The organism is Spirosoma areae, assembly GCF_054781775.1.
Genome location: NZ_BAAGTT010000045.1, coordinates 82441 through 95756 on the forward strand (window position 1 = coordinate 82441; position 13316 = coordinate 95756).

General features: G+C 51.2%; 11 protein-coding genes. 4 read left to right on the forward strand and 7 right to left on the reverse strand.

Features of this window, described 5'->3' with window-relative positions; genetic code table 11:
- Positions 1 to 169: 169 nt before the first annotated feature.
- Both ACYVI1_RS27595 and crcB read right to left on the reverse strand, forming a co-directional pair.
- Positions 170 to 1588, reverse strand: coding sequence for a M14 family zinc carboxypeptidase (locus ACYVI1_RS27595; protein WP_460914466.1), 1419 nt, complete (start codon positions 1586 to 1588; stop codon positions 170 to 172).
- A gap of 288 nt (positions 1589 to 1876) precedes the next feature.
- Entirely contained in the window at positions 1877 to 2266 is a 390-nt protein-coding gene (gene crcB, locus ACYVI1_RS27600) for a fluoride efflux transporter CrcB (RefSeq protein ID WP_460914468.1), read from the reverse strand.
- 126 nt (positions 2267 to 2392) lie between these two features.
- Here crcB and ACYVI1_RS27605 point away from each other — a divergent pair, with 126 nt between their 5' ends.
- Complete coding sequence (locus ACYVI1_RS27605; protein WP_460914470.1) at positions 2393 to 3697, forward strand: APC family permease; 1305 nt, start codon at positions 2393 to 2395, stop codon at positions 3695 to 3697.
- Positions 3698 to 3884: 187 nt separating this feature from the next.
- Entirely contained in the window at positions 3885 to 4307 is a 423-nt protein-coding gene (locus tag ACYVI1_RS27610; protein WP_460914472.1) for a hypothetical protein, read from the forward strand.
- A 98-nt stretch (positions 4308 to 4405) separates the two neighbouring features.
- On the opposite strand, the gene ACYVI1_RS27615 is transcribed toward ACYVI1_RS27610, so the two are convergent.
- From ACYVI1_RS27615 to msrB, 5 genes are all read right to left on the reverse strand, one after another.
- Positions 4406 to 4900 carry a hypothetical protein gene (locus ACYVI1_RS27615; protein WP_460914474.1) on the reverse strand — a complete coding sequence of 165 codons (495 nt, stop codon included), beginning with the start codon at positions 4898 to 4900 and terminating at the stop codon, positions 4406 to 4408.
- A 79-nt stretch (positions 4901 to 4979) separates the two neighbouring features.
- Positions 4980 to 5168: a hypothetical protein gene (locus ACYVI1_RS27620; protein WP_460914476.1), complete on the reverse strand. Its 189-nt coding sequence runs from the start codon at positions 5166 to 5168 to the stop codon at positions 4980 to 4982.
- Between the two features lie 132 nt (positions 5169 to 5300).
- Positions 5301 to 6578: a D-alanyl-D-alanine carboxypeptidase/D-alanyl-D-alanine-endopeptidase gene (locus ACYVI1_RS27625; RefSeq protein ID WP_460914478.1), complete on the reverse strand. Its 1278-nt coding sequence runs from the start codon at positions 6576 to 6578 to the stop codon at positions 5301 to 5303.
- 164 nt (positions 6579 to 6742) lie between these two features.
- Complete coding sequence (locus tag ACYVI1_RS27630) at positions 6743 to 9382, reverse strand: T9SS type A sorting domain-containing protein (protein ID WP_460914480.1); 2640 nt, start codon at positions 9380 to 9382, stop codon at positions 6743 to 6745.
- Positions 9383 to 9576: 194 nt separating this feature from the next.
- Entirely contained in the window at positions 9577 to 9984 is a 408-nt protein-coding gene (gene msrB, locus ACYVI1_RS27635; RefSeq protein WP_460914482.1) for a peptide-methionine (R)-S-oxide reductase MsrB, read from the reverse strand.
- Between the two features lie 301 nt (positions 9985 to 10285).
- On the opposite strand from msrB, the gene ACYVI1_RS27640 reads away from it, so the two are divergent.
- Both ACYVI1_RS27640 and ACYVI1_RS27645 read left to right on the forward strand, forming a co-directional pair.
- Positions 10286 to 12241 (forward strand): RecQ family ATP-dependent DNA helicase, encoded by a 1956-nt coding sequence (locus ACYVI1_RS27640; RefSeq protein WP_460914484.1) that lies wholly within the window; start codon positions 10286 to 10288, stop codon positions 12239 to 12241.
- A gap of 191 nt (positions 12242 to 12432) precedes the next feature.
- A complete protein-coding gene (locus ACYVI1_RS27645; protein ID WP_460914486.1) occupies positions 12433 to 13299 on the forward strand; it encodes a glucose 1-dehydrogenase in 867 nt (288 codons plus the stop codon).
- Positions 13300 to 13316: the final 17 nt, after the last annotated feature.

The following is a 13316-nucleotide window of genomic DNA, read 5'->3' on the forward strand; positions in this document are numbered from 1 at the left end:
CGCCAACGTTACCCCAATATTACCCTTGAATTATATTTAGAAAAGATGTAAATTATTGAAAATCAGATAATTATATAAATCTGACAATTCAGTAGTATACATTCTAAAATGATCAGAAAAACCCAAAGAAAATAGGGAATATACTACAAACGGCAGTTAATTGTTCTGCTCAGTCAATAATCCCATTCTTTAATTTATTCATGTTCGTTTGTTCACTCTGCCAGAAGCCATTAACGAAGTTATACTGAATAGCCTGGCCTTTTTTCAGCAAAAACGTTGGAATATGCTCTAATTCGAGGGGGTAGGCTGGTAGTGTTCCTTCGTGAAGAATATGGATTGGCTCAACCGGAAAACGATCTTTTTGTGCCTTCCTAACCGTAAAAACGGTTACCCCATCCCGTCGTAGAGCTGGCAGGTCAAGAGTCGCTAAATCGCTTACGGTGTTGAGCGTATCAGGATGGGTGTGAGCTGGCGCAACTGTTAACCCGCTTGCGTCAATTTCCTCAATGCCATAAAAAGTCGATAGATCGCCGATGTCGTCAACACTGCTTTTGTAATGAAATGTTCGTTCTAATTCGTCGTTAACTTCGGTGTGATTGATGCCAATATCTATCGTTACGGAGCGACCTTCCCGCACGACCGTCGCGTTGCGAATCAGCACGTCGAACAAAGCCCGGCCATTTTCAGGAATCGCCTGATAGTCAGTTATAGCCTCCTGTTTATAGGACCCATCGGCAATGGCCTTCAGGGCCGAGAGAATGGCGACAAAATTCAACCGCCGGATGGTCATTTTTTCGGGGTCGTCCTTGTATCCACCCGACTCGATCAGAATCAGTGTGGTTCCCCACTTCTGAATATTATCGCCGAACGCGCGGGGTTCAAATTCGTCGTCGTACCGGGCTACCTGCCCCGGCACAAACTGCTGCAAAACCCGGTTCATACCCACAATCAGTTGCATCGACCGCTGCCGCACGTCGTTCACATTCCGATCCTCATCATAAGCCGTGGCCAGAAACGATACAACGGCCTGCTTCCCGGTTTTACCGACGCTATAACGCGGGTTTTGGTCGTGGAGATTAAAGCCAACCACCGGCTGAAGCGTTTGTTGCAAGTTCTTTAGCAACGCTCCTTCGGGCGTTTGCAGCCGCAGGGCATCGCGGTTCATGTCGATGTCGGTAGCGGTTCGGCGCTGGAAACGTTCGGCGCCATCGGGGTTGAGCATCGGCACGAAATGGAGCGTTGTATTGGTCAGAATGGCTTTTCGGAAATCATCGAAGCCGTCATTTGTGGCTTTCAGGAAGTTGAAAATATCGAACAGCGCCATGGTAGCGGTGGCTTCGTCGCCGTGCATCTGACTCCAAAGCAAAACGTTCGCTGACCCCGTTCCGACTTTTACCTGGTAAATAGCACGCTTCTCCAGAGATTCGCCTACCCGACTGACCGACAAGGGGTTAGGTAGAACATTTAGAAGCGGCACAATGTCTTTATGCCTGAACCGACGATGTGTAAACGTTTTCTCCTTGTACGTCTCGTGGGCGTCGTGCAGCCGACGGGCCATGTCCTGACCTTCTGAACGGGTTATTATCATGAGCAATAAAAACAGAAATGCAACTAATCTGTATAGGCTTGCCATTGGGTTACGAAAGTTGATGAAGCTGTTTAGGATCAAGCGCATAAACGCATGTGTTGACGAGTCGGCTTAACCCCTAAATCCCCTTCAGGGGACGTGGTTTATGCTTAGACAAAGTCCCCTTCAGGGGATTTAGGGGTTAAGCCGACCAGAAAAAGTAACTACCAAACAGTTTCGATATAAGGCGGATAGGAACCAGCAATCATTGCTTGAAAATTGCGGATGTCCACCCGCCTTACAGCAACGCTATAATTTTCCAGCAATCGCCAATCCGCCAACGGATGCCAGCAAACACAGCACTATGTTCAAACCAATATTGAGCAATGCCGCTCCAATGCGACCCTGTTGTAGCAAGAGGACGGTATCGTAACTAAAACTCGAAAACGTGCTCAACCCGCCACAAAAGCCTACGCCAATCAGCAGTCGTGCTTCTTCTCCCGCCGACCGATTGACGACCCAGCCAATAACCGCCCCCAACACAAAACTGGCCAGCACATTAACGACCAGAATAGCCGTTGGAAAAGAGGAACCCATCAATGTAGCTGGCATCAGCCGCCCGGCGAAGTAGCGTAGCAGACTACCCGCCCCGCCCCCTATGAAAACCAGTACATAAGGGTGCATTAGAATGGCGCTCATGCGGGCAAACTTACGAAAAAACGGGAATCGAACGGGCTTGCGATGGCTTAACGCCCAAAGCAAGCGCGATTTTTCGCTATCATTGCAGGAAACCCACTTCAGCATCTCGCTCCTACCCGCCTGACTATGGCCCAGAATCAACTCAAAAAATTGTTAGGCGTCGGCTTCGGCGTGGCCGTCACTGTCGGCGGCACCATCGGCACCGGCATTCTCCGCAAACCCGGCGACATTGCTCAGGCCGTTGGCAACCCAACCCTCATTATTGCCGTCTGGCTGGCTGTTGGCGTGTATGCGCTCATTGGGTCGTTATCGGTCATGGAATTAGGCACGATGCTGCCCAAAGCCGGGGGTTGGTACGTCTATGCACATCGGGCGTTTGGCGAATATGTAGGCTTCGTCATTGGCATTAGTGCCTGGTTTGGCAGTGTGTCGGCAATGGCTTTTGGAGCCGCCGTCATGAGCGAATACATCGGCTTATTAGTACCAGCCGTGGTCAACTGGCAGAAGTCGCTCGCCATTGGCATTTTGCTGGCCTTTGTTGCGTTTCACTGGCTTGGTGTTCGCTCAGCGAGCCGGGGGCAGGAGGTTATGAGTCTGCTTAAAGCTATTGGATTGCTGGCCTTCGTTATCGTTTGTTTTGGTATAACGCCCGATTCGTCGGTGCCCATCGCTACGGCCCCTGCCCGACCGTTGGCGGAGAAAGGGGTTTGGCTGGGTATTCTGGCCGCGCTGCAATCAGTTTTTTACACGTATGACGGCTGGCATACGGCCGCTTACTTCACCGAGGAAGACGTTAACTCCAGCCGCAACCTGCCCCGTTCGATGATGGGCGGTGTCCTGTTGATTATTGGTATCTATGTGCTGGTTAATCTGGCCCTGCTCTACGTATTACCGATGGAAACACTGGCCGGGTCCAAATTAGCTGCGGCTGATGCGGTTCAGTTCATTTTCGGCCCCGGTAGTGCACAGATTGTTACATTCCTGCTCATGATTTCAATTATGGGTATCATCAACGCCCAACTGATGTTTAACCCGCGCGTTATTTTCTCGATGGCCCGCGATGGCCTGTTTTTCCGGCAGGTCACCTACGTCAATGCAGGCGGTACACCGGCCCTGGCAGTGTTGCTAACGGCCCTGACGTCTATCGTGCTCATTCTGACCAATACCTACAGCAAGCTGTCCGACATTGCCACGTTCTTTTTCGTACTCTGCAATGCATCGGGCTTTGCCGCCTTAATCTGGCTGCGACGAACCGAACCCGACCTTTCCCGACCCGTGCGGGCGTGGGGTTACCCGTTCTCAACCTGGGGGTTGCTGATTGCCTCACTGGCGTTTCTGGTGGGCGTGGTTTTCAGCGACTTTTCGAGCAGTCAATATGCCATTGGGTTTATTGCGGTGAGTTATCCAGTGTATCGGCTTATCAAACGATAACTAAGCAAAAAATCATCGTTGTGTACTTCCTTCACAAGCCTATCTTTACATCATAAAAACCGGACGATGATGATGACGAGTTCGCGTTCTTATTGAAAAAGGCCGCTAACTTCCGGGACATACTTGACACGATTGATCACCGATTAAAGGAACTCTAAACCGGAGTGGGAAACCACTGCGTTACTATATGGAGCAGGCAAAGAATTATCTGGAGCAATTTCAGAAAGCAAAAACACAGGAGGAGCGTGCTGAAGTTATAGAGCACTACCAGGCATTTCTGGAAACCCTAAGTGACGAGGACAGCAAGCAAGCTCGTCAGTTCATGAAGGCCCATCTGCAACCTTCAATCGAGCAGAACCTGAAAGAAATGGATGCACTGGTCGAAAAAGCGGAATTGATTCTTAGCCAGAAAGGCAAAGTTACCTATGAAGGCAAGGAGTATGTGTTTGGGGACTGGGTCACTATTGCCGACTACTGCCGGTTGTATGACTTCAAGCCCTCGCGGGTGCAAAACTGGATTGACCGCGAGATTGTGCCCCGCCAGAATGTAGTTGTGATTCAGGAATTGAATAATCTAAAACTGCTTAAAAACATGCCTTACAAACCATAGCCATTTTATAACTTCAGATAGCGCAGAGCCTTAAAAAAGCGGATGACCAGAAAACAGGATTCTGGTCATCCGCTTTTTAACAATCAAACCACCTCGAATCAATACGACTTGTAGGTGTAGGTCACGACCTCATTGGTGCCCACGGTGGTGCGCTTGGTGGGCAAGCCCTGCGGGTTGTATTCGTATTGGTAACTCCTATCGCTGTTTGGAAAGCCTGGTGCGTAACTCTTAATGATATTATTGCGATTACAACGCAGTTGCGGATCAACGTTTGGGTCATCCAGTAGACCAAAGAAAGGGTTGATTTTGTCATCATATTCATAAAAACCGTCTGGTCCTCTGTCACGCCCCGAGAAACTATTTGCTTTTGTAATGTTTTCACCTGTGTACGTGTAACTGGCCCCATTTCGGGCAGTTGCATTATTAGCCGCATCCGCTTTATAATAACCTCTCAGGTGCTTATCGCTATCAAATTGGTAACTGAAAATTGCAATGATTACGCGTGGGTCTGGGAAAATAGCTGAGTTAACTATAAATCGTTGTTCGGCTATGAACGAAGTACCATCCAGGTTGTAGGGAAAAAAAGTAGCCAAGCCTGTAGTGCGGTCGGCGGCATTTGGATACTCGCTGTAAATGATGTGTTTCTTTTGGGGTCATCATACGAAAGAACCCCTAAACTCCCATTGGGTCTTGTAATAGTCGCCAATCGGTTTTGACTGTCGTAGGTGTACTCAGTGCCCCCCACTTTCTTGAGCCGCAAGCGAGCGGGTGATTGCGGGCCACCAGGCGGTGGTCGATGCAGGAAAACAAACTCAGCGACAGGGCTAACCCCACCAGACAGGATTTAAAAGATGTGTGCATAAGCGTGACTAATAAGTAATTTCTTTCAAAGAAATTACTTATTAGTCACGCTTATGCACACAAGGCTATTTTTTTTCCATTAAATCTTAACTGATACTATGTCTCACCGGATTTCAACCCGGTAGGGCCTGACTAAAACCACTCATGAATCTCCTTTAGCAACTCCGCCGTTCGTCGGCGCATTTCGCTGACGGGCTGGGTGAAGTTGTTGTGCATGATGCTGAAATAAAGTACTTTACGGCGTTTTGTCAGCACATAGCCACTTAGGTTATAAACGCCGGTCAGCGAGCCGGATTTAGCAAATACATACGGTGCACCGTCTATGGCCAAGCTCCGCAGCGTTCCCGACTGCCCGGCGGCAGGCAACAGCGCAAACAGCCGTTGCTGAGGCACTTTCGCCCAAATTCGACCCAGTAAATCAATCAGCGCAGTAGGCGTAAACAGGTTATACCGCGACAAGCCCGACCCATCGGCCCACTTCGCCGAAGCCGCCGGATAGTGCAACACCGAATCGGCCATTCGTTGCCGTTCTGCCATTGGGTTAAGTTGGTCAGGGCTACGCTCCGCCGAGGCCATAAACAGAATCTGTTCGGCAAATTGATTGTCGCTTACCTGAAGCATTCGTTTGTAGAGCGAGTCGGTGGAGGAACCACGCAGCAAGCGGGCATTGAGGGCAACGGGCAAGGTTACAACGCCCACGTCGCGGTGCAGCGTATCGGCCAGCAACTGAGCCACTAAGGCTGCCGACCACCGAAAGGGCACATCCTGCCGCCCTGTTTTCCCAGTGGCCGGGCACACAAACTGATTGCTGAATTCACGTCGGCGAACCCCTCCCACTGCCTTGTCGTTGGTGGCTACGTGAACGCTATCCACGAATCGGCGCGGACTAACCGCATTAGCCTGCTGCCCGTTACGAAAACGGACCACATTTCCGTAGATAGGCATTGGAGCCAGTTCAGGCGAGTAATCGTCGTTGTAATCGTCCCAGGCCCAGCCCGGTCCAAAACGGGGACCATCGTAGTTGGCCGCCGAAAAAAACAGTTTTTCGGGTCGCTGGCGCAGAAAAGCCAGTGCGGTGGTGTCGGGCAAATCGGGATGCAGCAAGAGCGGGTTTCCGGTTCCCCAGAAAATCAGTGAGTCCTTTCGGACAACGTACCGAAGCACAGGCAGCGAGTCGGGCAGGGTTAACAGACCCGCGTAGAAGCTAAACAGTTTCGTATTTGATGCGGGGGTAAACGGTTTATCGGCGTTGTGTTGAATCAGTGCTTTTTGCCGGACAGGATCATAGAGCGCAACCCCGGTGAAATGGTCGGTATAAATGGGTTTCGTTCGCAGGGCATGGCTGATGCGCCGGGCCGGTGAGCAGCCAATGACAAGCAACCAAAATGTGAAGAGAAAGGAGATCTTCATGTGAACGCGCTGAAATTAAGTAGTCATGCAGAATGGAGATAAACTATTATTTATCGTATTGTTTGACCCCGCTGGGGTCAGATGTGTATAGCCCTGGTATAACTATAAACATCTGACCCCAGCGGGGTCAAACAATACGATGCAAACCAATTTTGCCTGATTTCTTACTTCGTAATGATAACCTTTTGCGTTTGCACCGAATCGTCGGCGTTTAGGCGCAGGAAATATAATCCCGCTGGCAATTGACTTAAATCCAATTGCTCGTCCACCTTCATACCGGTATTTTTCAGCGTTAGTTGCCGCAATACCTGCCCTGTTGCCCCGGCAACCGTCAGATAAACGGTTGATAGAGGCTTCGTCAATTCAGCTTTCATACGCACCAAACCAGTGTTAACCGGATTCGGATAAACAACGAATGTGCCAATACCAACTGGTTCTGTCCCCAGCACGGGCGCTGGCGGTGGGAGTTGAATTTGCAAATTGTCGATAGCCCAACCCCAGCCGTAGGCCAATTGGTCGGCAAACAATCGGAACCGAATCAAAATCTGATCGCCCGCCCGAAAGGGGCTTCCGGGCTTTAGAAACCTGATTTCCTTTCGCCGATACATGGCCGGGTAGCCGTTGGCTTTTGAATTTCGTTCGTTAAACTGGCCCGCCACCAAATCGCTGCTATAGGCCGTCGACCACTCCGGCTTATCATTGGCGGTGTAGGCATCGAGCAATGGTTTCCAGGTACGTCCATTATCGCCAGACCCTTCAACAATCACGTAGTCATAGAACGTAGCATCGCCCAACCGGCTTCCGGCATCGCCCGGCTCAACCAGCACAATTTCATCGAAGCGCATCACCGCACTGTCGGGATTGGCGTTAATCCGAATTGGCGCCAACAAGACATACTCGTAGTTGCTCTGAAACAGAAAGTCGCTGCCGTTGCGGTACGGATGCTCCGAGTGAATGGCCAGGTCAGAAAAGCCCGTTGTGGTCGTGAAACTGAACCCATTACCCACAAAATCGCTGGCGGTAGTGGCACTACTGAATGTGTTTTCATAATAATTACGAACGGCCTGAGGTTGCACAACTGTGAGTTCATAAAAACCCGTTGCCGGACTAACGGTCTGGTTTTTAGCGCGTGATGAGTCTCGTGCAACAATTCGGTAGCTAATCTTATCGCCGGCCTTAAGCGAGTTGGCCGGAAAGTTTATCCGATTCACGTACACACTGTCATACGTCGTGTTATTGACCGTTAAACGACTGTACTGCAAGGTCAGGGCTGGCTGGGTCATGCCATTAATCTGGTACTCAACACGGGCCGAGGCAATGCCGCTTCGGTCGTCGGCAATGCGGGCATAAATAGGTAAACTGTCGGCTGCGGTTGTCGAGAAAATGGTCCGTTTGGCGGGGCTATACAGAATAGCAGGCGGGCTATTATCCGGTCCAACCTGCACATGGCGCCAGGTTTGCGCCCCAGTTGCCAGTTTGCCCGGATTTGTGAACTGTCGCCCCGAGGCATCCTGGGCCTGAAAATAATACCAGATGTCGCCCTGGGCCTGTGCCAGGGGTAGCGTGAACTGGTATTCGTCCGTGCTACCCACGCGTGCAAGGTTAATCGCCGTAGCTGTCGAATCGGTAGCCGTCGGTAATTTTTTCCGATAAAATAACCGAACCGAATTAGCTGTCAGGGTTGTATCACTAATGACTCGAACGCTAAACACAAAATCTTTTGCCTCTTCAGTATTTACCGGCGGGTTGTGCAGCACCGACGTTGTTTTCCATTCTAAGTCGGAGAGAAATTGCAGCACCAGCGGTCCTGGCGTGTGAATGGCTTCGGCCAGCCCTAACTGCGCCGTCATGAGCGAATTGATATCGCCGGGTGGATAGGTATCTTCATTCAAATGGTAGATACTGGTCGATTTGTCGAATTGCGCTTTCGCGTGAATTTTGAGTTTCTGACCCGTTGTTTGTTTTAAAACCGGTCCAGTCAGGTACAAATCACCACCCGTGAGTTGCCGGTTTAGCGGAATGGAGTTGTTCGGAAAATCCTTTTGCGACGTCACCAGCCGTTGCCGCTGGCCGTTTTCAATGAAATGGTCATAAATTGACGGCAGCGATGCCAGATATTGCCCATTGCCCTGGTCGCCCTTGCCATCCTCAACGCTAAAGAAACCAATAAACCCAAGTCCGTGAGCCAGTTCGTGCAATACCGACGTCACGAGGTCAGTCTGACCTTTAGGTGGTTTCCCGTCGGTGCCATAGTACCAATCGGTGTTGCGGTTAAAATCAGCGACAATGTCGGCGTCGGCGGGGTTGTTTAGTTGCCGCCGGGCAATTTTTTCGGCTAAGGCAATTGGGTAAAAGGCATAGGCTTTCTGCGCCCCATCGAAGCCATACTGATACGAAGCCGGACCCGCCGAACCCAGCAGGTTTGGTTTCTGGGAAATCCAGTTGGCCTGAATGCGGATTGGCACCGACGACACAAGCAGGGTCGACCAGATATCGACCGCGTACTGAAACGCCCGCTGTGCTTCGGGTGTAAAATTTTTATAACTAACTATAAACTGAGCAGTTGGCGCAGCTAAGCGACCGTTCGGGCTTCTTTTTTTCAAAAAACCGGCGGGTGGTGGCACCGACGTAAGTGCATTATAATCAGCTTTGTAGTAGTTGATTTTAGACGCAGGTGCCGAAAAAGTTCGTGGGTAATCGACTGGCGAAGGCTGTGTACCTACTGTGGCCTTCTGAGCGGCTCCCGGATTTGCACTTAGTAGCCCAACTGTACAAAGCAGTTTGGTCAGATTCCAATAATTCATACACACGGGTAGCGGTTCAGCTCAGCAAGTTGCCCAGATATAATTAAGGCAAATTACGTTATCCACATGCGATTATCAGCCGAATAACAGTAAAATATTCCCTCACCCCAACCCCTCTCCCGGAGGGCGAGGGGCTTTACCACGCACCTTTTTAGCCCCTCGCCCTCCGGGAGAGGGGTTGGGGTGAGGGCAATTCACTCCGCATCGGCGACTCGCTTTAACACCAGCGATACTGAATTGAGGCAATAGCGCATTCCGTTTGGCGGAGGGCCATCGTTAAAAACGTGTCCGAGGTGAGCGTCGCAGATGTTGCACAGCACCTCGACCCGCGACATGCCGTAACTGTTGTCTTTTTCTAACCGAATGCGCTCTTCGTCAATGGGTTCGGTGAAACTCGGCCAGCCTGTTCCCGACTCAAATTTGGTTTTCGACTCGAATAATTCTGTGTCACAGCACACGCAGGCATATGTGCCGGGGTCGTGGGCTTCGCAATATTCGCCCGAAAAAGCCCGTTCGGTACCTTTGCTCCGGGCAACCCGGTATTGTTCGGGTGTGAGCTGCGCCCGCCACTCCTGGTCGGATTTAATAACTTTCTGAATCATTGCTATTGCTGTTACTGGTTGAGAATGTATAAACGTAAAACGCCTGTTGCACCGATTTGTCTTTCCGAGGCCGTAAATTTGTCTGGTCAGGGTTGACGCTCGTTGACACTTTGACAAAGTTTAGAACTTTGTCAAAGTGTCAACGAGCGTCAACCCTGACCAGACCCAGCACAAACCTTGTTAGTTAAGTTGTTTAGGTTTTCAATTTTGGATTGGTTTTAAGAGATGGCGCATCATGCCGAACACCAGGGAGCCAATTATTATAATCCTAAACAACACCAGGTATTATACTAATTAGTCAATGACCGTCCGGCAGATTCTACAGCAGTTTTGGGGATACGATAGCTTCCGGCCCATGCAGGAGGATGTGGTCAATACTGTGCTGGCCCGGCAGGATGCCCTTGTGTTGATGCCGACGGGCGGGGGTAAGTCCATCTGCTTTCAGGTGCCCACGCTGGCCATGAAAGGCGTTTGCATTGTGGTAACGCCCCTGATTGCGCTCATGAAAGACCAGGTTGAGCAACTGCGTCGGCGGGGTATTCCGGCAGCGGCCATCTATTCAGGGATGCACTACCGCGAGATTGACACCACGCTCGACAATTGCATTTACGGCAACCTGAAATTTTTGTACGTCTCCCCCGAACGGCTCCGCACCGAAATTGTTATCGAGCGTGTCAAACAAATGACCGTTTGCCTGCTGGCAGTCGATGAAGCGCACTGCATTTCGGCCTGGGGGTATGATTTCCGGCCACCGTATCTGCAAATTGCTGAGTTCCGGCAACTCATCCCCGAAACGCCCGTCATTGCCCTAACGGCTTCGGCCACGCCCGACGTTCAAAAAGATATTGTTGATAAACTGGCGATGCGTGGCCCTACTGGCAAACTGGCTGTCGATGTGAGCCAGCCAGAGGAGTCGGTTATTATATTCCGGCAAACCTTCGCCCGCCCAAATCTGTCCTACTCGGCGGTGCTGGAAGAAGATAAACAGTCGCGGCTGTTGCGGGCGCTGCAAAATGTGCCGGGCACCGCCATCGTGTATGTCCGCAGCCGAAAACAAACGCAACAGGTGGCGCAGTGGCTCACCAAAGAGGGCATTTCAGCCGATTTCTACCACGCTGGCCTGACCAACCAGCAACGAGCCGAGAAGCAGGATGCCTGGATTCAGGACCAGACACGGGTAATGGTCGCTACAAATGCTTTTGGCATGGGTATCGACAAGCCCGACGTGCGTGTGGTGGTACATTTAGACGTACCCGACTCGCTCGAAGCCTATTATCAGGAAGCAGGCCGGGCGGGACGCGACGGTCAGAAAGCGTATGCTGTCATGCTGTATACGCCCGGCGACCTCGACAGCCTGCGGTATCGGACGGAGCAGCTCTACCAGCCCGTCGAGATGCTGCGCCGGGTGTATCAGGCGCTGGCCAATTATACGGCGGTGCCGGTGGGCGGGGGCGAGTTCAGCAGTTACGATTTCGACCTCGGCGCGTTTACGGCTACCTTCAGCCTGCCTTCGCAGGAAACGCATTACGCTCTTAAGCAGCTTCAGTTAGAGGGACTTATTCAACTCAACGAGAACTATTTTCACCCGTCTCGGCTGGCCATTGCCCTGGACAACCGGCAGTTATATGAATTTCAGGTACTAAACCCGCGTTTCGATTCATTTCTAAAATTGCTGCTGCGGCTATACGGTGGTGAATTGTTTACGGACTTCCTTACTATTTCAGAATCAACCCTGGCGCGAGCGTTTTCGCTGAACCAGGGGGAGATTGTGAACCTTCTGGAGCAACTCCACCAGCGCAATGTGGTCATCTACGAAAAGCAGAAAGATAAACCCCAACTCACGTTTCTAACCCCGCGCTATGACGCCCCTTCGCTGCCGGTCAATACTCAGGAACTGAATCGGCGGAAAGAGTTGGCCATGCGGAAAGTGCAGGCGGCTTCTATCTATACCGAACACCCAACCCAGTGCCGCACCCGGCTTCTGCAGGCTTATTTCGGCGAAAAACCGGGCGACGCCTGCGGCATTTGTGACAACTGCCTGAAAAAGAAGAGAAAATCACAGGAAGCGTCGTTAGCGGTACGGGAACAGGTGCGCGATTATGTGGCGCTGGCTAACGGGCCGGGCGTATCGCCAAAGCAACTTGCTCATTATTTCGCCCAAACCGATGCCGACGCCCTTGCCCAGACCCTAAAGCAAATGCTGGCCGAAGAAGAGATTCGCTACACCAAAAGCGGCAACCTGACGCTGAACCAATAAGCCTCTTCTACCGGGATAAGCCCCTTAGAATGGTTAGACTTTTGTGATAACTTTTCGAGTGATGAGTCAGTTTTTGTCAATGCGTCCTCCAACTCAAAAGGTATTATGCCTCTCAGGGTTATGACGTAACAAAAGTGAAAACAGACGGTTTACCTTCTTAGCTAATCTGCTGTTTTTCAATCATCAGCGTTATGAGTCAAACTGAATTTAGACCAACATCCGGGGAAATCCCCGGCCAGAAACTCCCCTACCCCGCCCGTCAGTCCGACATGGACCCCGCCCCCGACAGCGACCTGTCGAACTACAAACCGGCGGGTAAACTCACCGACAAAGTGGCCATCATTACGGGCGCAGATTCGGGCATTGGCCGGGCCGTTGCTATTGCTTTCGCGATGGAAGGAGCCGACGTGGCCATTGTGTACAACGAAAACACCGACGACGCCAAATACACAAAGCGAATGGTGGAATCGAAAGGCCGGTCGTGCTTAGTTATTCAGGCCGATGTGCGAAGTTCAGCGGCTTGTCAGGAGGCTGTTCAGCAAACAGTGGCGAAGTACGGCAAGCTGAATATTCTGGTTAACAATGCGGCCTACCAGATGGCGCAGGAAAACCTGGAAGACATTACCGAAGAACAACTCCGGCGAACTTTCGACACCAATATTCTGGCTTATTTTTTCATGGCCCAGGCCGCCCTGCCGCATCTGCACGAAGGGGATGCCATTGTCAATACAGGGAGCATCGTCGGCATTGTCGGCAACCCGATTTTGGTAGACTACACCGCCACGAAAGGAGCCATTCATTCCTTCACGAAATCACTGGCGATTCAGTTGGGCAAACGCAACATCCGCGTCAATTGCGTAGCCCCCGGCCCCGTCTGGACACCCAATATTCCAGCCACTATGCCCGAAGAAGAAGTCAAAAACTTTGGGCATGAAGTGGCCCTCGCCCGACCCGGCCAACCCGAAGAACTCGCCCCCGCTTATGTGCTGCTGGCTTCAAACGAAGGCAGCTTTATGACCGGCAGCATCGTGGAAGTGACGGGTGGAAAATTGGGGTAGATTTTTGATTTATAATA

What these genes read in the sequence shown, in the direction of transcription:
- ACYVI1_RS27595 (WP_460914466.1), bottom strand. Translation starts at nt 1,588, where the DNA reads ATGATAATAACCCGTTCAGAAGGTCAGGACATGGCCCGTCGGCTGCAC.
- crcB (WP_460914468.1), bottom strand. Translation starts at nt 2,266, where the DNA reads ATGAGCGCCATTCTAATGCACCCTTATGTACTGGTTTTCATAGGGGGC.
- ACYVI1_RS27605 (WP_460914470.1), top strand. Translation starts at nt 2,393, where the DNA reads ATGGCCCAGAATCAACTCAAAAAATTGTTAGGCGTCGGCTTCGGCGTG.
- ACYVI1_RS27610 (WP_460914472.1), top strand. Translation starts at nt 3,885, where the DNA reads ATGGAGCAGGCAAAGAATTATCTGGAGCAATTTCAGAAAGCAAAAACA.
- ACYVI1_RS27620 (WP_460914476.1), bottom strand. Translation starts at nt 5,168, where the DNA reads ATGCACACATCTTTTAAATCCTGTCTGGTGGGGTTAGCCCTGTCGCTG.
- ACYVI1_RS27625 (WP_460914478.1), bottom strand. Translation starts at nt 6,578, where the DNA reads ATGAAGATCTCCTTTCTCTTCACATTTTGGTTGCTTGTCATTGGCTGC.
- ACYVI1_RS27630 (WP_460914480.1), bottom strand. Translation starts at nt 9,382, where the DNA reads ATGAATTATTGGAATCTGACCAAACTGCTTTGTACAGTTGGGCTACTA.
- msrB (WP_460914482.1), bottom strand. Translation starts at nt 9,984, where the DNA reads ATGATTCAGAAAGTTATTAAATCCGACCAGGAGTGGCGGGCGCAGCTC.
- ACYVI1_RS27640 (WP_460914484.1), top strand. Translation starts at nt 10,286, where the DNA reads ATGACCGTCCGGCAGATTCTACAGCAGTTTTGGGGATACGATAGCTTC.
- ACYVI1_RS27645 (WP_460914486.1), top strand. Translation starts at nt 12,433, where the DNA reads ATGAGTCAAACTGAATTTAGACCAACATCCGGGGAAATCCCCGGCCAG.